The following is a 19,048-nucleotide window of genomic DNA, read 5'->3' as shown; positions in this document are numbered from 1 at the left end:
GACCGCCCTCACGGTCCCGCGACGAACATGCGCGCGTCGGCGATGGCGAAGCAACCGCCATGCGCGATGATCGGGTTGAGGTCCATCTCGGCGACCCAATTCGCTGCGGCGAACCAGGCGGAGAGGTCGGCGACAAGACGCGCGAAGGCGTCGGCGTCCAGCGCCGGCGCGCCGCGATAGCCCGACAGCAGCGTGCGGCCTTTCAGTTCGTCGAGCATGGCGCGCGCGTCATCCGCGCCAACCGGCGCGAGACGCAGCGCGACATCCTTCAGCGCCTCCACCCAGACGCCGCCGAGACCGCAGAGAACGACCGGGCCGAAGGATGGGTCGCGGCGCGCGCCGACCATGAGCTCGACGCCCGCGCGCGCCTGTTTCTGCACGAGGGCCGGACCCGGACCAAGATCGCGAGCGAGTGCGTCGAAGGCTTCCGCGACGGCGGCGCCGTCGCCAAGTCCGAGACGAACCGCGCCAGCGTCGCTCTTGTGAACAAGACCCGCGCGCTCGGCTTTCAGCACGACCGGAAATCCGAGCGCTTCGGCCCTGGCGGCTGCGTCGGCTGCGCTTGCCGCCATATGGCAGGCGCAGACGGGGAAGCCGGCCTGCGAGAGCAAAGAGAACACCGTCGCGCTCGGCGCCCAGCCCGCCGAAAGAGGCGGGCGCGGCGCGGCGCAGGGCGTCGGCGGACGCGTCTCGGCGGGAGGCGCCCACAGCGCGGCGAGCGTCGCCGCCGTCCGGGACGGCCATGGATGGCAGGGAATCCCGGCTTCGAGCAGACGCGCGCGATTGGCGTCGGCGGCTCGCGGCGCCACCCAGCAGACATGCAGCGGCTTTGTCGATCCCGCCGCGCGGGCGCGCGCCCCGGCGGCGATGACGGCGTCGCTCACCTCGGGGATCAACGCCGAACGTTGCAGCAGCACGGGCGCGACGGCGTCGACTTCGTCGCTCGACATCAGGGCCTCCACCGCGCCGCCATACATTTGCGGGAAGCGCGCCCAGTCCGTCGTCACGTCCACGGGATTGAGCGGCGAGCCTTGCGGCGGCAACAATGCGCGCAGGCTCGCCTGGAGGCTTGCGGAGAGTTCCGGCACGTCGAGCCCACGGGCTTCGAGAAGATCGGTGAGCTCAACGCCGGTTCCGCCCGAATTGGTGATGATGGCGATTCTCCTGCCGCGCAGTGGCGGCTGCCAGTCCAGAGCGTTGGCGACGTCGAGCAGGGTCAGGCCGTCGTCGACCACATGCGCTCCCGCCTGCCGCAGCGCCGCTGCGACAATGGCCGCATCGGTGGCGAGCGCGGCGGTGTGGCTGGCGGCGGCCCGCCGCGCGGCGGGAGTGCGGCCGGTCTTCATCACGACGACCGGCTTTCTCGGCGTGACCGCCGCCACCGCCTCGAACAGGCGGCGGCCGTTCGCGATCGACTCCAGCAACATAGCCACGACCCGCGTGTCCGGATCGTGGCCGAGGTAATCGAGCATCTCCGCCTCGTCCACATCGGCCTTGTTGCCGAGCGCGACAATCTTCGAGAATCCCATGGCCTCGTCGATGGAGCGCGAATAGGCCGCCATGCCATAGGCGCCGCTCTGGCTGATCAACGAAACGCCGCCCTTTCGCGGCAGGCCGATGGACAGGGACGCGTTGAGACCGCAGGCGACGCTGACGACGCCGAAGCAATTGGGGCCGACAAGGCGCACGTTGTCTTGCCTTGCCGCCTCCATCGCCGCGCGCTGCAAGGCCGCGCCCGCCGCGCCGGTTTCCGCGAAGCCGCCGGTCACCACCACCGCGACAGGAACGCGCGCCCGGCCGCAATCCGCGAGGACGGCGGGAAGGGACGCCGGCGGCGTCGCGACAAGCGCAAGATCGACCGGCGCGGGGACGGCTTCGAGCGCCGGATAAGCACGAACGCCCAGAAGCTCATGCGCGGTTGGATGAATAGCGACGGTTTCTCCACGAAAATCCCTTGTCAGGTTGCGGAGAAAAAGTTCGCCGGCCTTGCCCGGAGTGGCGGAGGCGCCGACGATGGCGACGCGCGACGGGTTGAAGAGCGCGTCTCGCCAGTCTTTCATGGGATGATCTCCGCAGCGGCGGTAAACAGGGCGGGCGCCCCGCCCGTATGCAGAAACAGGATGTCCCGGCAGTCGTCGTAAGCGCCGCGCGCCAGCAGGCTGCGGCGCCCGGCCATCGCCTTGCCCGTGTAGACGGGATCGAGAAGGATTGCTTCCTCGCGCGCCATTGCGGCGATCGCCTCCTGTCCCTCGGAAGAGGGCAGGCCGTACCCCGCGCCAATGAAGTCATCGACAAGGCGCAGCTCCACCTGCTCGATGGCCTCCGGCGCGCCGATGGCCTGCGCGGCCTCTTGCGCAAGGCGGCGGGCGCGTTGGAGCGCCTCGCTCGCCGGCCGGCTGACGGAGAAGGCGTCGATGCGCCATGTCGCCTCGAACAGCGCCGAGCCGAGCAGCCAGCCGGCGAGCGTCGCCGCCCCGCCGACGGCCATGACGACGCAATCGGGCGCAATCCCCAGCGCCGCGCATTGCGCCAGAGTCTCGCGCACCGCGCGGACATGCGCCAGCACGGCCAGCGGACAGGCCCCGCCGCGCGGAACCACATAGGGCGCGCCGCCACGCGCGCGCGTCTGCGCGGCGACGCGCTCCAGCGCGGCGTCGACGGAGTCGCGGGCGGTTTCGCCGGTGAAGAGCAACTCCGCGCCGAAAAGCCGCGCCAGCCGTTGGTTTCCCTCGGCGCGTGGCGGCGGCGCGCCCCAATAGACCGCGACGCAGGCGAGTCCGGCGAGCGCCGCGACGGCGGCGCTGGCGCGCACATGATTGGAGAGCGGTCCGGCGCCTGTGATCAGCGTATCGGCGCGCTGATCGAGAGCGTCGGCCATGACGAGGTCCAGCGCCCGCACCTTGTTGCCGCCGAAGGCCGCCGGGATGAGATCGTCGCGCTTGAACCACAGCCGCGCCCCGGCGCCCTGGCGCCGCGCTGGATGCAGCGGCGTCGGCTCGACGACGAGGCCCAGACGCGGCAGCGCTTCCAGCCTCTGCGCCCAGCCGGTCATGACGCAGACCGCTTGTCGAGCAGCCGGTCGACGAGCGCCTGACAATGTCCGAGTTGCGCCCGGGGATCGAGCAGCCGCTCGATCTCATCGGGAGGAAGATGCGCGCGGATCGTTTCGTCACGCCGGGCGGCCTCCGGGAACGCGACACCGTCCCGCCGCGCGGCGGCGGCGAGCGTCTGAACGACGCGATGCGCCGTCTGCTTGCCGATGCGCGGCGCAAGCGCCAGCATGACGCCTTCCGACAGCGCGAAGCCGCCGCTCGCCATGAGATTGGCGCGCATCCGATCCGCGTCGATCTCCAGATGTTCCAGAAGCCGCGCCAACAGCGACAGCGCCTTGCCCGCCGCCATGGTCAGTTCCGGAACTGCGTGCCATTCGACTTTCCAGGAGCGGCCGTCGCGCTCGTGATCATGCACGAGGCTTTCGGCGAGAAGCGACGCATTGGCGCGCACGACGCGCGCCAGCGTTCCGATATGTTCCGCCGTCTCCGGGTTGCGCTTGTGCGGCATGGTGATGCTGCCGACGCCATGCGCGAGCGCCGGCTCTCGCACTTCTCCGATTTCGTCGCGCTGGAGATTATAGACCTCGTGGCCGATGCGGTCCGCCGTTCCCGTCGCAAGCGCGAGAAGCTGCGCCCATTCGACCAGAATATCGCGGCTCGCCGTCCACGACATGTCTGGCGCGCGCAGGCCCAGCCGCTCGAAAAGGCGCGCCTGAATGGCGAGCGCGTCCGGCCCCAATGCGGAGAGCGCGCCGACGCCGCCGGCGAGCTGGCCAACATCCATGCGCGCGGCGGCTTCATCGAAGCGCGCGCGGTGGCGCCGCATTTCCGCGAGCCAGCTCGCGGCCTTGAATCCAAATGTGATCGGCAGGCCCTGCTGCCCATGCGTGCGCCCCGGCGCCAGCGTGTCGCGATGGCGCCGGCAATGGGTCTCGGCCGCCGCGATGGCCGCCTCCAGGTCGGCGATCAGCAGCCCGCGCGCCTCGCGTAGCGCCAGCATGAGCCATGTGTCCGCGATATCCTGAACCGTGGCGCCGAAGTAAAACCATTCCCCCGCGAGCGGCCCGGCGCGCCGCGCCACGGCGGCGATGAGGCCCGTGGTGGAGTGAGCGGTGTCTTCATAGCCCGCCCGGCATTCGGCGAGAAACGCCGCATCCACAGTGAGGGACGCACAGGCGCGCCCGATGTCCCTGGCCGCCGCTTCGGGAATGAGGCCATGCTCCGCCTGGATCTCCGCAAGCAGGACGAGGATCTCGATCCAGCGCCGCGTGCGCGGAACATCGTCGAAAAGCGCGCGCATCTGCGGCGTCGCCCAGGCGCCGCCATAGATCGACGAGCCGAAAGACCAGCCTGTCATGCCTCCCTCGCGACAAGATTGGACGCTTCGGCGAGAAGCGCGTCGATCGCGGCCGCGCGGCGTGCGCGCAAAGCCGCGACGCCCTGTTTGTGCAAACTGCCGGCCGCGCGGAGGTCCTGCGCCATCGCCGCCACCTCCGGCCCGGCGGCGCCGCCATGATCCGATCGGGCGGCAAGGCAATGGGCGGGATCGAGCGCCGCCCGGAGAACGCCGTTGAGACAATCAGGGTCCGCATCCGTCCCCGCGCGCTGCAAGGCCGACCGGAGGTCATTGACGCAGACCTGCGCCAGCGACCGTCCTTCCGCCTCCAGTTGCGAGACGAGTTGTCCGATGGCCCCATGCGCGCGCCTGTAGTCGACCCCGGCTTGCGCCGTGAGTCGCTCGGCAAGATCGCCGGCGCAGACCGATCTGTCGGCGAGCGCCGCCAAAGCGCGGTCTGTTTCGAAGGCGACTCCGGCGAGAACCTCCGCGAACAGGGTCGCGGCGTCGCCTGCCGCACGAAGGGAGTCCGGCGCCGCGTCATAGACGAACAGGCGATTGTCCATCTGGCCCGAGGGCGAGCGCCCCGCGGCGGCCACGCCCGCCTGCGCGCCGATGAGCCGGTTCGCGGTCGCGCGCACAAAGGCGAGCGCAAAGGGGTTGCGCTTCTGCGGCATGATCTTGCTTGCGCGCGCATGACGGTCGGCAAGGCGCACGAAACCGAATTCTGCGCTGGCGAAGATCATCATGTCTTCCGCCAGCCGGTCGAGATTGATCGTCGCGGCGACGGCGATCGCGCAGGCTTCGATCGGCAGATCGGCCTGCCACATGGCGTCTCGCGCATGTCGGACAGGCGCGGGAAAACCAAGCCGTCTCGCGAGCGCCCACCGATCCTGCGGAAGGGTCGAGCCATTGCAGGCGCCAATGCCGGCCGGGCATAAATCCACGCGTGCATGAAGAGACGCGATGCGGTCGAGATCGCGCAGGATGGGCCAGGCGAAGGTCTGGAGGTAATGGCCAAAGCTCGTCGGCTGCGCCGCCTGGAGATAAGTGTAATCCGGCATCAGGCTGTCCTTGCATTGCAGGGACAGGGCCGCGAGCGCTTCAAGCGCCGCCACAAGGCCGTCGGCGAGGCCGCAGAGCGCGTCACACAGCGTGAGATGAAAGGCGGTCGTGAGCGCCTCGCGGCGCGCGCGCCCGGCGCCGAGCCAGCCGACCGCGGGCGTTCTGCGCGTCAGCCAGGCTTCGCGATTGGTGTAGAGGTCGCCGTTTTGCGGATCGAGCGAGAAGTCCGCCGGCCCCGACTGAAGCGCGAGCAACGCTGCAACAAGCTCTTTGCCCGCCTCGCGCGGGATCACGCGGCTCTCCATCAGGGTGAGCGTATGCGCGAGATCGGTCCAGCCGACCGCCTCCTGAAAATGCGCCTGCGCATCCAGTTCGCGGGCAAAGGCGATATCGACGAGATGTCTGGACGGACCCTCGAACAGGCGTTCGCCAATCTCCAGAGCGGCGGCGCGCGAATCCGGCTTCATTTTTCAGTCCTCGCGACGTTGCCGGGTTGAGGGGATTCCACACGCGTCGGGTCCCACAGTCCGGCTTCCTGCGAATTGCGGGCAATCGACATGAAGGTTTCAAATCTCAGTCCGCAGCGGAGCGCCTCCAGCGCCAGACATTCTTGCGGCGGAATATTGCCGAGGCTGACATTCGCGCCGAAGCGGCATACGAGATACGCCTGTTGCGCACGATCCGGCGCCTCCCAGATCAGGCGCGCGGCGGCGTCTCCGATCAACGAAATGACGGCATCGAGGAAGCTCTGGCGAATGCCGCCGCTCTTGTCGTAAATGCCGACGCCTTTGCCGCTCTCTCGCCCTTCCATGATCACCCAGGCCGCGCCCCAGTCGAGATCACGCAAAATCTGATCCGCGAGTTCAGCCGCCTCGGGCTGCCGCGCGGGGTCCTTTCGTCCCACTTCCGTAATGGGTAAAAGCCCCGCGTTTCGCGCGCAGTCGATCATTCGCCGGCGACGTTCGGCGGGGAGGTCGATGGTGCCTTCGGATATCTCGGCCGCGCGGAAACCCAGTTCCGCCGCCCGGGTCATGAAGACCCGGCAATGTTCCTGCACCACGGCCGCTTCCAGCAGCGTGCCGCCGGGATAGGTGAGAATATCCCGCGCGTGGAGCAGCGCAAGCTTCGCCTGCAGCGCGGCGCGCGGCATCAGAGCGGTCGTTCCGAAGCCGAATTTCCAGTGGTCGATATGGTCGCCCGCGAGGTCCAGAATATCCGCCATGGCGGAGAGGCCGACGCCGGTGTCGATCACCATCGTCACGCCGCTGCTGCGCGGGCGGCGAATGCGCCGATTGATCATGGCGTCGAGCGACCAGACGCCGCGCCATGCCGAGTCCGATCCATTCATGTCGCCCGCTCCTTCCGCGTCCTGTCGGCCAGAACCCGCAGCGCGCGTTCGACCATCGGCAGATCAGCGCCCCAGGGCACGATCACCATTTCGCCGTCCTGTTCGATGTCGAACTCCAGCAGGCAGCATTTGAGAAGTGTGGGTTCGCCTCTGCGCCCGGCGATCACGCGCGGGCACATTTCGACGCGCGGCGGCTCGTCGCCATAATAGTGGCGATGAAACTGAAGGCTTCGCTCGCAGCCGATCAGCGTCCAGTCGAGGCGCTCCGGCGGGCGTTCATCCAGATAGTGAACGGGGCCGCCGAGATCCTCCAGCCCGCCGGAGCGGCAGGGGACAAGGAACGCGTCGGCGCGTCGTCCGGCCACGAGGCGATGCAGGTCGATGCGTTCCAGCTTCGGGACAATGGCGGGAAGGTCGGCGTAGCTCAGCACGTGGCGCACGAGATCGAAGAGCTTCGGCGGATGCGGCGGCGTCACTTCAACCACTGTCACGATCAGCGGCTCGGGGCGGTGGATGAAATTCACATGGTCGAATTTCCCCTCGCAGATGAGGGTGCGATCTTGATCGACTCCATGCGCGAGCGCGAGCGCGGCAAGTGCGGAGCAGTTGCCACAGTCGGTCAGCGGATCGCGGACATAGACGCAACGTTCAGGCAAAGCGAGCACGTCGACATGTGTGATGGGGGAAAAGAGCGGGCCGCGATCCGCCGCCTCCACGGCAATGACGGCATGGCCTCCGCCCGGCGCGCAGAGGACGATGAATTCCGTGCGCCTGTACGTCTCGCGCCCGAGAAAATGGGAGACCAGCGCCACCTCGGTCATCGGACCGTCGTAACGCTGCACGCTGACGCCGCGATAGGGGAGGGGGACAAAACTCAGCTTGTCTCGATAGCCTTCGCGCGTGACGGACATCACACCTTCTCTTTTAGAACGATTTCAGCAAGGTCGAAGCGGCGCGACATGTCCCGAGGCCGTATTTCACGCTCATGGACTTTCAGCGGATCGAGCTGGCGGATGATCTCCACGACGCGACGATCCGGCGCGGGAATGACGTCAATGTCATCGGCGACGCGCAGCTCGAAGCCCGCGCTGTCCACGATGTCCTGCGTCGTCGTGTCGGCATATCGGCCTTTGAGTCGCATGTGTCCGTCGGCGTCGAAATCGAAAACCCCGAGCTCGGTGACGAGCGCTTCCGGCCCTCCGCCGACATGCCCATAGGCCTGTCGTGACGTCCCGCTGGCGTCTCGATGGCCGAGGTTCGTGATGAAATCGCAACTCTCGACGAGCCGAAATCGCCGCCGGCCGGCCGCGTCGGGCAGGGCGCGATGCGCGGCGGTCCAGAGCGTGACATGCCGCGCGTCGCATGACAGGTTGCCGCCGCCACCCCCGCCAGGCAATTTCATCGCCAGACCGCGCCGCCCCAGCGCGGTGACGTTGCAGTTGCCCCATCTGTCGATCTGAAGTCCGGAGAGAAACATCCGTCCCATGCGGCCCGCCGCGGCAAGGTCGAACAGCTCCTCGATGTTCAGCCAGCCGGCGGCGCCGCGATCCATCGTCCAGTCGTTTGTCGTCGGCGTGAGGAACGGCGGGTCGGGATTGATTCCATATGTCGCGCCGGCAATTAGAACCATGCGCGGCGCGGTGGTGCGCCGGGCGACATGCATGGCGAGTTGCGCCAGCGGCGAGCCGAAACCATGGAAAACCAGTTCGCCGTCGCGGATCGTGCGCGCCAGAGCGGCGATCATCATTTCGCCGATCGTGCAGGTCGTCGTCATGGCGGCGGCTCCTCGCAATAGAGGTCGAGCCATGCGTCGTCGCCTGCGCGCCAGGACCCGAGACGCGCGCGCGTCGCCTCTCCGCCGATGAGTTCCAGGTAATCCTCATGGAGCGGCGCGCCATGGACGAAGACATCGAGATAGCGGGACGCGAAGGCATGCGCGCCCTGCTGGGCGGCGGCGTGATAAAGCGCGACATGCGCGCGGTCGTAGGCATAGAAAGGATAGCAGGCGGTGGGATGCGCGCCCATCGGCGCTTCGCTGACGGCGGTGATGTAAAAATAGGGGATCAGCGTCCCACCTATGCCGCTCAGGGCCGATGTCGGAAGCAGCTTCTCGATGGTCGCAAGGACCATGCGCGAGGCCCTGGCGAAGAGAACATCGGCGACAGGCGGTCCCTCGATCACGAGATTGCCGCTCGCATCCCCGTATTGCGCGTGGAGGAGGGCGACATCGGGCGCGAGCGCCGGCGCGAGCAGCAGCTCCTCTCCCGTGAAGGGGCAAATCATCTGCTTGTATTCGGGATGGAGCGCTGTGAAGCTCGTGCCGCGAATGGAGCGCAGCGGCATGAAGGGCAGGCCCTGGATCGCCGCGCGCAACTGCTGGACCAGAGTATAGCAGCAGCTATCCTGAGTCTCGACCGCGCCCGACTCCAGCGCGCGCCTGTAATTGGGCGCAAGGCCGAAATCCTGCTCGAAGCCGACATAGCTCTCCGCCGAGCGCGCGACGGCGCCGCCGGCGCAGAGAAGATCGATGTCGATGCCATGCGCGGAGCCCACGACGGTGAGGCCGGCGACGCCTTTGCGCAACAGCGCGCGAATAAGGGCGAGCGGTTCGCGCGAGGACAAGCCGCCGCCGACCGCGACGACGGCTTGGTCAGGGATCATCGCCGCGAGTTCGTCGAGCGTTTTGCGCTTGTCGGTCTCGGTATGAATCGGGCGGGGCGCGACGGTCATGGCGCGGGCCCTTCGGATCGTCCACGGATCATGTCCGCGGCCTTTTCCGCGATCATGATCACCGGCGCGTTGGTGTTGCCGCCAACAAGTGTGGGCATGATCGAGGCGTCCACGACGCGCAGGCCGTCGAGGCCGTGCACGCGCAGCGTTGGACCCACGACCGCCATGTCGTCGCCGCCCATGCGGCATGTGCCTGCGGGATGCCAGGTCGTCGAGGCCGTGGCGCGCACGAAGGCTTCGAGCGCCGCGTCGCTTCTTTGATCCACGCCCGGCGCGATCTCGACGCCTCTGATGTCGTCAAACGCCCGCGCGTAAAGCAGGCGGAGATTCCATCGCACGCCGGCGACGGCGCAGCGCAGATCCCGGGGGTCCGACAGATAATTGAAATCGACTACCGGCCGGGCGAGCGGATCGGCGGAGGCGATCGTCACCGCGCCGCGGCTGCGCGGGCGATTGATATAGGCGGTGAAGGTGAGGCCATGCCGCGCAGGAGGCCCGGCCTCGGGATAATCCGGAGCAAGCTGGGTGAGGAAGAACAATTGCAGCGCCGGGCGCGTCTCGCCCGGCTCGGAATATACGAAGGCTCCAGCTTCCAGAAAATTGGAAGCCAGTGGCCCGCCGCGATCGGCGTCATATTGGCGCCGCGCCGCTTCGCGTTCCGCCTCCGACAGGCCGGCGAAGGTGAGCGGCCGGGTGATCGCGCATCTGACGCGCGTGTGGAGATGATCCTGCAAATTCTTGCCGACGCCGGGAAGGTCGAGCCTTGTTTCCACGCCTCTTGCCGAAAGTTCCTTTTTCGCGCCGACGCCGGAAAGCATGAGAATTTGGGGAGAGCGAAAGGCGCCGGCGCAGAGAACGATCTCCCCATCCGCCCAGGCGCGCTGCTGGTCTCCGAGCCTCAGATAATCGAGGCCCACGGCGCGTCTGCCGTCGAAGAGAAGGCGAGTCACGCGGGCGTGCGTGATGACTGCGAGATTGGGTCTTGCGCGAGCGGGCTGAAGGAAAGCGTCTGCGGCGCTGCATCGAAGGCCGTCGGCCACGGTCGCCTGCAAAGGTCCGCAACCGTCCTGCGTTTCGCCGTTAAAGTCCGGATTGACGGGGAGGCCGATTTCCCGCCCCGCTGCAAGATAGCGCTCCACGAGCGGATTGGCGGGGTGGCTCGTGACACGCAACGGGCCGTCTGTATTGTGATAGCGATCACGAATGCTCTGGTTGCCTTCCGACTTGCGGAAATGGGGAAGAACGTCCTGATAGGACCATCCCTTCGCGCCCAGCGTCGACCATTCGTCATAGTCGGCGCGATGCCCGCGGATGTAGATCATGTAGTTGATGGCGCTCGATCCGCCGAGCGTGTGGCCCTGCGGCACATATATGCGTCGGCCGTTGAGGCCCGCCTGCGGCGTGGAACGGTCGCTCCAGTCGCACGGACCATCTTGCAGCCGGCCATAAAGGGCGGGCGTTCGGCACTCGCTGGACGTGTCGCCGCCGGCCTCCAGCAGGAGAACCTTGCGACATGACTCTTCGCTCAGCCTGCTGGCGAGAACGCATCCCGCCGAACCCGCGCCGACAATGATGTAGTCGAAGACCGGGCTTCGCATCTGGCGCCCCTTATTCGACAGCCGAACAGCTCAGCGCATGCCCGCTTCCCGGACAGCAGCAGAGGCAGGCCGCCGTCTGCGTCTCCCAGGGATGGCTCTCCGTGAGGCTGGACTGGGGCCATGGATGCTGGGATTTGCATTGACTGCAAAACCATTCCGCTGGCGTACGGCAACCGTCGAGGACGAGCGTCCGCGTGGCGCGCCCGCACTCAGGGCAGGACATGACATAGACGGGCATGGCGGCCGCTCCCGCGTCGCTGTCGGCGCGGCAACGGCTGCCGCGCCGATGATCACGGTTACTCGGCGGCGACGGCCTGTCTGGACTGCTCGCGCACCAGCTTCACGCCTTCCGCCAGCGCGTGGAGCTTGTCCTGCGCGATGTAGCGTTGCAGAAGGATGAGGCCGCAGTCCGTCGTCACGCCGAGCCGTTCCGCCGGAATGACCTTGAGCAGGTGATTGATGCGTTCAGCGACCTGCGCCGTGGTCTCCGTGATCGTGCTCTTCACATCGATCACGCCGGCCCAGAAATCGACATTGTCCGGAAGCGGGAACTGTCTGAACGTGTCGAGTCCCGACATGTCGTCGACTCGCCGGCCGCAGCTTTCGAGGTTCAGCACATCGATCCTGGCTTCATAGGCCTTTGGCACGATCGCGCGCGTCGCGTCCGGCGCTTTGGCGTTGTCCTTGCGTTTGGTGAGATCGTAAATTTCACCGGGCTTGCCGGTTTCATCGGCGTAATAAGCCGGCGTCCCGCCCCAGTTCCCCCAGCAGACATGCACGACGATGCGCGCATTCCTGACGCCTTCCACCGCGGTGTTGAACGCCTCGATCGCCCAGTCCTCGAAGAAATAGGGCCAGGTGAATTCGTCGAGCTGGATGAAATCGACGCCGAGCGCGTCGACTTCACGAATATCCTCGTTGATCGCTTTCGCGATGGCGAGCGCCCTGTCGCGCGAGCTTTTGTAATAGAGGTCATTCGTGCATTGGGCGAGAACCTGTACGCCCGTGTATTGCACCTTCGTGGGCTTGCGCGTCGCGCGTTTCAGCGCCCGGGCCTGTTCGACCATGATCGCGCCGCGACGCTTGATCTCATGCTCTACAGTTCCCGTGTGGAGCCGGCTGTAGATCGGGAAGCCAAGATGTCCACCGCGAAGATCATATCCGAGCCGGCGAAAATAGTGATACACCGCCGTGTCGGCGTAATTGTCGCCGTGCACACGCCCGTCCGAGATAATATCGAGGCCAGCGCTCTCCTGATCACGCGCGATGGCGCAGATCGCGTCTTCCAGCGCCTCCCGGCTCAGTGCGTCCGGCGGCTCGCGGTCCCCCTGGAAAAAGCGCGCGAAAGACCCATCCCACCAACGCGGATTGGGGTAATTGCCGACCATGCTCGTCGGAATCAAAATCTCCTGTCCGGCAATCTTCAAGGTCCCCTCCCTCAGTTTCTTGTCGAGCTTTGGTCCGGGCCGCACCTCATCCAAATCACAAAGACAGCTTATTTGAACGCACGGATGAGCGTTTGCGTTCCAAGCATACGCATGTCCGCGCCGCTGCCCATCACGACCGAAGCAGTAACGTGTCGTGTTCGATGTCGGTCGAACGCAAATCACGTTGTCGTGATGGGCCCGCGCCGCGCTCTGCCTCTTCTCTCGCCGCGCGGCAGGATGCGGCCGACCACTCGCCTGATGCGACGCAGCCGGCGCCTTCGCAGTCGCAGCAGCGCATGGTCCGGACGGGTGTTTACGTTTTATTAACCGTCGGACGCGACCACTGCATGCCGGGAAAGCAAGACCGTACGTACCGCCGCGGCATGAGCGCCTGCGCGGAAAAAGGGAGCGAGTTCAATGACCGCGCGACGACTGGCGGAGACAGCCGGCCCCAGGAAAGCGTCTCACGCCTATAGAAACGCGCGCCAGTCGGTGCTGCTTCTGGAGCACGCGCGTCTGTCGGGGCTGAAACGAACATTCGCCGCCGGCATGGCGCAGATCAGCGAGGTGGAGGCCATCATCCTCGCCTATCGTCCGGAGCCGTTCGAGGCCAGGGAACATGCGGCCACGCTTCTGCTGATCAGCCAGATGAAGGTGGCGGCGGGCGCGCTCGCGACGTAGCATAACCGCGACTCATGAAAGTCTGTCCGAGCGTCGATTGCGGCGGAAAGCGGCCGAATTTCATACGATCCTGCGACAAGGTGCCTGCAACCCGATCGGGGCGGGCGATCAAGATAATGCCTTTTTTTGAGTATTTTCTCCAATTCGCCAATAACTTAACTGTTGCAATCAAATCATCGGGGAGAAATTGCTTTGCGGCAGAATGCGGCTCTCGTCTCTGAGCAAAATCATTATCACCTCAACGCGGGGGAGCGCTGGTACGTTGCGCAAACCCTCGCCACACGCGAATCTCATGCGGAAAATCAACTTCGGCGGCAGGGCTTTCAAACCTTTCTTCCGCAGCAGCTGAAAAACGTGAAGCACGCCCGCAAATTGATGCAGGTGAGGCGAGCGGTTTTTCCTGGATATGTCTTCGTGGCGGTCGATGTGCAGCGACACCGCTGGAGATCGATCAACGGAACCTTCGGCGTATCCTGCCTGATCATGGCCGGGGAGCGTCCCTTGCCGGTTCCGCAGGGCATCGTGGAAAGGCTCGTCGATTACCTGGACGAGCGCGGACTTTGCCGTCTCGATCGCGATCTGGTCGAAGGGCAGTCCGTTCGGGTGACCTCCGGCCCCTTCTCGGATCTCATCGGCAGACTTGCCTCGCTCGACGACAAGGGCCGTGTTCGCGTCCTTCTGGAAATGCTGGGCGGCCAGGTGATGACGACGCTCGACCGCGCATCGCTGGAGGCCGTTTAGCCGGAACGCGACATAGTCACGGACGACGCGGCCTCTCCCTGCTTGAAAGGCTCAGGAGAGGCCGTCATGAATTACAGACTTGCGATCATCGTCCTGGGCGCTGCTTTGTTCGTCATCGCCATGATTCCCTATGCTTATACGCCGCGCTGCGCGACCCCGGACTGCACGCCGCAGGCGCCCTATTTCGGCGAACGTGGCAGCCGCTGACAGAGCCGCTCGCCACGCGCTCAGGCGCTTTCGGCGAGCGTCCGTAACGCTTCCGCCAGGGCGCGTGTCTCGGTCCAGTCGAGCGTGACGCCGGCATGGCCTTCGGCGACAATGACGATGCCGTCGGCCCGGGCGCGCGCCTCGAAATCCTGATCGCTCGCGATCGGGCTCATGTAGATGTGTGGCTCCCGGCTTCGGCCGCCCGCGAGCGCGGCGAGCGCGCGCGCGAGAATCGACGCCTCCTGCAACGTCAGGCGCCGGTCGGGCTGTCCGCGCAGGCGCAGTGTCGTCAAAGCGCCAAATCCACGCCGCTGACAGGCGGAAAGTTCGAAAGCGCTCGTGGCCGTCACGTCTTGACCCTCTTCAACCCGTTGTTTTTACATCTGTCTCCGATCAGGCGCGCTTCTTGATTGTGCTGGCCCGGCGGGACGCAGGGCGGGATCAAGAATCGCGCCAGCGCGCGGGAGACGGGTTGGCGGCATGAGTGGAGACAGGGACGAACTGCCGAACGACATTCGCGGCTACCATGCGCGCACCAAACACGCGCCGTCGCGCTACGCCCTCGGACCCGCGTTTCTCGACTGGACGTCGCAACCTTCGCCCTACCGGCGCTTCGCGGGCGCACGTCTTGTCGAGCTTCCGCTGGGCGATGGGCCGGCAGCAGCCTTTCCGGGTCCCGCAGGCGACGCCGTGGCGCTCGACGCCGCATCTCTCGGGCTGTTCCTCGAGCTTGCGTTTGGTCTGAGCGCCTGGAAGAGCGCGGAAGGGGCGACCTGGGCGCTCCGCAACAACCCGTCGTCAGGCAATCTCCATCCGACCGAAGCCTATGTGCTGATGAACGCCATGGAGGCCGTCTCTGCTCTGGCTGGTCTCCATCATTACGCCCCGCTCGAACATGCGCTCGAAGAGCGCGCGGCGTACGACGTTGAAAACTTGCTGCCCGCCGGCGGCTTCCTGCTGGCGCTCACCTCGATCCCCTGGCGCGAATCGTGGAAATATGGCGAGCGCGCCTTCCGCTATTGCCAACTCGACGCCGGCCACGCGATTGGCGCGGCGGCGCAGGCGGGCGCCGGGCTGGGCTGGCGCGTGAGCGCGCTCACACATCCCGGCGACGCGGAGATTGCATCGCTGCTGGGCCTCGACAGGACCGACGCGTGGCGCCGGCGCGAGGAGGAAGAGCCCGACCTGCTCCTGTGGGTTCAGACGCAGTCCGGCGAGAGGCCGCATATCGACATCGCGCCGCTGATCGAGGCGCCGCGCCAGTTCTTTGGCGCCGCCAACAGGCTCAGCGAGGACCATGACGGCTGGCCGCTGGTCGATCGCGCCGTCCGGCTGTGCCGTAAGTCGCGGACGGCTCCGACGGCGTTCCTTGCAGAGACCGCGGCTGGCGCGGCGCAGGGCGTGGATGCGCAGATCGGCGCGGTGGTGCGGCGCCGCCGCAGCGCGCAGCGCATGGACGGCGCCGCAGTCTTCCCGAAGGAAACCTTCGCCGCACTGCTGGCGGCCTTGAGGCCGGGCGCCGCGCCTCTGCTGAGCGCCTTGCCATCGCCGCCGCGTCTTGCCCTTGTCTTCTTGATTCACCGTGTCGAGGGCGTGGAGCCGGGCGTCTATCTGCTGGAGCGAGACTCCACGAACGCGCCGGCGTTGCGGCTTGCGCTGTCGCCTGACTTCGATTGGATGTCGGGCGCGTTCGGGGAGACGCCGTTCTATCGCCTGCGCCCCGGCCCGCAGGAGCGCGAAGCGACCCGGACCGCCTGCCTCCAGCCGATCGCGGGCAAGGGCTGTTTCAGCGTCGCCATGATCGCGGACTTCGAACGCACTCTGAACGAAGAGGGCGGCTTCGCCTATCGCCGCCTGCATTGGGAAGCCGGGCTGATCGGCCAGGCGCTCTATCTCTGGGCGACCGCGGCGGGATTGGCGGGGACGGGAATCGGCTGCTTCTTCGACGACGAGGTTCATGCGCTCCTCGGCTTTGCGCCCGGCGAGACGCGCTTTCAGGATCTTTATCATTTCACGGTCGGCGCGCCGGTCGAGGATCCGCGAATCCTGACCTTGCCGGCCTATCCCGACGAAAGGCGGCGCCGCCCATGAACATCGAGATCGAGAGACCCTACGCCGAAGCCTTGATGGCGCGTTTTCCCGCCCGGGCGGGCCTCGCGGCGCAATTGCGATTCAGCGACAGGGTCGAGATCGCTCTTTCGCATCTCACTGGCGAGGAACTGGATTTTCTCGAGGAGTCCTACCGACGCGCGGGCCCCGAATCGCGCAGCCGCGCCGCGCAGCTTGCGACCGTGCGCGTCGCCCTTGCCGCCGAGAGCAGGCGCTTCGAGGCGAACGAGCTGGAGGACGTCTTTCCGGCGCTGCTGCGCGATCTCACGACAAGCGCCATCCGAGGCTGGTTGTTCACCGCCAGCGTCGCCGCGAAGCCTTTGCCCTATGTCGTGACCCGTCTCGATTTCATTCCGGCGTCCAATGACGAGGCCGGAAAGATTCTCATCGAGATGAAGGCCAACGCCAAGGGAGCGCTGCAAACGAATGTGCTGCGCATCATGTCGGGCGATATCGCCGGACGCACGCTCGGCGAAATCCTCGCGGCAAAGGGATTCATGCGGGAGACGCGAGACCTCATCGAGGCCTTCGACGCTGCGGGTGAAACCTATTTCGACTGGCGCGGACGCTATGGCGCGCAATTCACTGGCCGGGGAACCGGCTTCCACGCGGAAGACCCCAACGCCACTCACCGCGACACGGACTGGGCGCGCAAGGACATTGTCGTTCTTTCAGCGAGCGGAAGCGACGCGCGGCTCGTCAATGACGAAGGCGTGCTCTCCGCCCGCAGCCTCACGCTCGAAGCGCCGGGCGATATTGTCGGACGGTTCCTCGCCAAGGCGGGCAAAAGCAACCGCTTCGACGGCGAGGAGGAAATCGCCCAATTGCGCGCGGACGTGCCGGAGGGGCTCTTCACGCAGATTCCCGTTCATCCCTATATTCTGATGTTTCACCTCGATCTGCATCATCACCTCTGGGTGCATGTCGACGAGATGCGGCCTTATCGCTACCAGCCGGAGTTGAAACAGAAACTCGTCCTGCCGCCGGATCAGACCGATCTCATCGACATTCTGACGGCCGAGATGGACATGCTCATGGACGACATCGTCCAGGGAAAGTCCGGCGGAACGACTGTGCTCTGCGCGGGGCCGCCCGGCGTCGGCAAGACGCTCACGGCGGAAGTCTATTCCGAGATCATCCAGCGGCCGCTTTCCGGGTGCACTCCGGCCAGCTCGGCCTCAACGTCGCCTCCATGGAGACGGCGCTGAAGGAGATCCTCACCCGCGCGCAGCGCTGGGGCGCCGTGATGTTGATCGACGAGGCGGACGTCTATATCAAGCGCCGCGACGACAATATGGCGATGAACGCCGTTGTGGGCGTCTTTCTTCGCGTGCTGGAATATTTCAATGGCCTGCTGTTTCTGACAACAAACCGCGTCGACGACATTGACGAGGCGATTGTCTCACGCTGCATTGCACTGATCCGCTACAATCCACCTGACGCTGCGGCCAAACGACGCATTTGGCGCGTCATGGCGGAACAATTTGAGCTGCCGATGGACGAGGGCCTGATCCACGCGCTTGTGGAGCTGTTTCCGCAGGCGACCGGGCGTGACATCAAGGGCCTCGCCAAGCTGGTCGCGAAATTCTGTCATCAGAAGAACCTCGCGCCAGATATTGCCGTTTTTCGCCGCTGCGCGGTGTTCCGGGGCCTCGACCCCGCCTTCGCGGAGGATGAGCGCGACGCGCTCCTGCCGGCGTGAGGGTGTCTTCGCCCGCCGAACTCGCGCAACCGGTGTGATGTCGCCAACACCTTCTCCCCCTTTCCGAATTTGCGCCGGTCTCGCGAGGGTTCGCTGACGACGGAAAGCATCTGGAACAGGACAATTATGTAACAAAGCTGACATTCATGAGACAAATGAAACAATGATTGTTTCGTTTGTCTTTCCTCTCCCACAGGTGACGCGCAGGCGCGCATTGGCCCGCTGATTGCAAACAGCGGGCTGAATGTTAACGTGCGACTTCAGACGGCCGAACGAAGCCGCCAAGAAGACCTTTAGGGGAAACATGTCCGCTGTTGAATCATTTTATGACGTGATCCGTCGGCAGGGGATTACGCGACGCAGCTTCACCAAATTCTGTTCCCTGACGGCTGCGAGTCTCGGTCTGGGTTCCGTGGCGGCGGCGAAAATGGCGCATGCGCTCGAGACGAACGAGCGTGTGCCTGTGATCTGGATGCATGGGCTCGAATGCACCTGCTGCTCAGAGAGCTTCATTCGCTCGGCGCATCCGCTGGTGAAAGACGTCGTCCTCTCCATGATCTCGCTGGATTACGACGACACCATCATGGCCGCCGCCGGTCATCAGGCGGAGGAAATCCTGCATGAGACCAGGGAAAAGTACAAGGGCAAATATATTCTCGCCGTTGAAGGCAATCCGCCTCTCAACGAAGGCGGCATGTTCTGCATCGACGGCGGCAAGCCCTTTGTCGAGAAGCTGAAGTGGATGGCGGAAGACGCTATGGCGATCATCGCATGGGGCGCCTGCGCCTCATGGGGCTGCGTACAGGCCGCCGCCCCCAACCCGACTCAGGCGACGCCCATCGACAAGGTCATTCGCGACAAGCCGATCATCAAGGTGCCGGGCTGTCCGCCGATCGCGGAAGTGATGACCGGCGTCGTCACCTTCATCACCACCTTCGGCCGGCTGCCGGAACTCGATCGCCAGGGCCGGCCCAAGATGTTCTATTCCCAGCGCATCCACGACAAATGCTACCGGCGGCCGCATTTCGACGCCGGCCAGTTCGTCGAGGAC

At 65.9% G+C, this 19,048-nt stretch carries 16 protein-coding genes and 1 pseudogene; 6 read left to right on the top strand and 11 right to left on the bottom strand.

What is annotated here, in order from left to right; all coding sequences use genetic code 11:
- Positions 1–8: 8 nt before the first annotated feature.
- The 10 genes from ACR652_RS00215 to ACR652_RS00170 all read right to left on the bottom strand — a co-directional run bounded on the left by ACR652_RS00215 (position 9) and on the right by ACR652_RS00170 (position 12,557).
- Complete coding sequence (locus ACR652_RS00215) at positions 9–2,060, bottom strand: acetate--CoA ligase family protein (RefSeq protein ID WP_434504503.1); 2,052 nt, start codon at positions 2,058–2,060, stop codon at positions 9–11.
- Positions 2,057–3,052, bottom strand: coding sequence for a 1-aminocyclopropane-1-carboxylate deaminase/D-cysteine desulfhydrase (locus ACR652_RS00210; protein WP_434504502.1), 996 nt, complete (start codon positions 3,050–3,052; stop codon positions 2,057–2,059). The genes ACR652_RS00215 and ACR652_RS00210 overlap by 4 nt, the downstream gene beginning before the upstream one ends.
- On the bottom strand, positions 3,049–4,410 hold the full coding sequence (locus ACR652_RS00205) for a class-II fumarase/aspartase family protein (protein WP_434504501.1): 1,362 nt from the start codon (positions 4,408–4,410) through the stop codon (positions 3,049–3,051). Before ACR652_RS00205 ends, ACR652_RS00210 begins: the two co-directional genes overlap by 4 nt.
- Positions 4,407–5,921 (bottom strand): lyase family protein, encoded by a 1,515-nt coding sequence (locus ACR652_RS00200; protein WP_434504500.1) that lies wholly within the window; start codon positions 5,919–5,921, stop codon positions 4,407–4,409. Before ACR652_RS00200 ends, ACR652_RS00205 begins: the two co-directional genes overlap by 4 nt.
- Positions 5,918–6,802: a phosphosulfolactate synthase gene (locus ACR652_RS00195; RefSeq protein WP_434504499.1), complete on the bottom strand. Its 885-nt coding sequence runs from the start codon at positions 6,800–6,802 to the stop codon at positions 5,918–5,920. The genes ACR652_RS00200 and ACR652_RS00195 overlap by 4 nt, the downstream gene beginning before the upstream one ends.
- Positions 6,799–7,713, bottom strand: coding sequence for a DUF7714 family protein (locus ACR652_RS00190; RefSeq protein ID WP_434504498.1), 915 nt, complete (start codon positions 7,711–7,713; stop codon positions 6,799–6,801). Before ACR652_RS00190 ends, ACR652_RS00195 begins: the two co-directional genes overlap by 4 nt.
- The gene (locus tag ACR652_RS00185) at positions 7,713–8,576 is read right to left on the bottom strand and encodes a CoA-transferase (protein WP_434504497.1); all 864 of its coding nucleotides are present in this window, start codon (positions 8,574–8,576) and stop codon (positions 7,713–7,715) included. Before ACR652_RS00185 ends, ACR652_RS00190 begins: the two co-directional genes overlap by 1 nt.
- Complete coding sequence (locus ACR652_RS00180) at positions 8,573–9,532, bottom strand: CoA transferase subunit A (protein ID WP_434504496.1); 960 nt, start codon at positions 9,530–9,532, stop codon at positions 8,573–8,575. Before ACR652_RS00180 ends, ACR652_RS00185 begins: the two co-directional genes overlap by 4 nt.
- Positions 9,529–11,130 carry a GMC family oxidoreductase gene (locus ACR652_RS00175; RefSeq protein WP_434504495.1) on the bottom strand — a complete coding sequence of 534 codons (1,602 nt, stop codon included), beginning with the start codon at positions 11,128–11,130 and terminating at the stop codon, positions 9,529–9,531. Before ACR652_RS00175 ends, ACR652_RS00180 begins: the two co-directional genes overlap by 4 nt.
- Positions 11,131–11,426: 296 nt before the next feature.
- Positions 11,427–12,557: a cobalamin-independent methionine synthase II family protein gene (locus ACR652_RS00170; protein ID WP_434504494.1), complete on the bottom strand. Its 1,131-nt coding sequence runs from the start codon at positions 12,555–12,557 to the stop codon at positions 11,427–11,429.
- A 417-nt stretch (positions 12,558–12,974) separates the two neighbouring features.
- On the opposite strand from ACR652_RS00170, the gene ACR652_RS00165 reads away from it, so the two are divergent.
- The 3 genes from ACR652_RS00165 (at position 12,975) to ACR652_RS00155 (ending at position 14,186) form a co-directional block, all read left to right on the top strand.
- Complete coding sequence (locus tag ACR652_RS00165) at positions 12,975–13,238, top strand: hypothetical protein (RefSeq protein WP_434504493.1); 264 nt, start codon at positions 12,975–12,977, stop codon at positions 13,236–13,238.
- A 162-nt stretch (positions 13,239–13,400) separates the two neighbouring features.
- The gene (nusG, locus tag ACR652_RS00160; RefSeq protein WP_434504492.1) at positions 13,401–13,979 is read left to right on the top strand and encodes a transcription termination/antitermination protein NusG; all 579 of its coding nucleotides are present in this window, start codon (positions 13,401–13,403) and stop codon (positions 13,977–13,979) included.
- 66 nt (positions 13,980–14,045) lie between these two features.
- Entirely contained in the window at positions 14,046–14,186 is a 141-nt protein-coding gene (locus ACR652_RS00155; protein WP_434504491.1) for a hypothetical protein, read from the top strand.
- Positions 14,187–14,206: 20 nt separating this feature from the next.
- On the opposite strand, the gene ACR652_RS00150 is transcribed toward ACR652_RS00155, so the two are convergent.
- Positions 14,207–14,536, bottom strand: coding sequence for a hypothetical protein (locus ACR652_RS00150; RefSeq protein ID WP_434504490.1), 330 nt, complete (start codon positions 14,534–14,536; stop codon positions 14,207–14,209).
- Positions 14,537–14,666: 130 nt separating this feature from the next.
- Here ACR652_RS00150 and ACR652_RS00145 point away from each other — a divergent pair, with 130 nt between their 5' ends.
- The 3 genes and pseudogenes from ACR652_RS00145 to ACR652_RS00135 all read left to right on the top strand — a co-directional run.
- Positions 14,667–16,277 (top strand): SagB/ThcOx family dehydrogenase, encoded by a 1,611-nt coding sequence (locus ACR652_RS00145; protein ID WP_434504489.1) that lies wholly within the window; start codon positions 14,667–14,669, stop codon positions 16,275–16,277.
- Positions 16,274–17,997, top strand: a pseudogene (locus tag ACR652_RS00140) (AAA family ATPase). Before ACR652_RS00145 ends, ACR652_RS00140 begins: the two are co-directional and overlap by 4 nt.
- Positions 17,998–18,301: 304 nt before the next feature.
- The coding region (locus tag ACR652_RS00135; protein ID WP_434504488.1) for a hydrogenase small subunit at positions 18,302–19,048 on the top strand (747 nt) is incomplete at its 3' end.

It is taken from the genome of Methylocystis sp. (assembly GCF_051061225.1).
In the GTDB taxonomy this organism is placed as follows: domain Bacteria; phylum Pseudomonadota; class Alphaproteobacteria; order Rhizobiales; family Beijerinckiaceae; genus Methylocystis.
The sequence above is the reverse complement of the archived record's forward strand: the minus strand, read 5'-3'. Positions and strand labels throughout refer to the sequence as shown.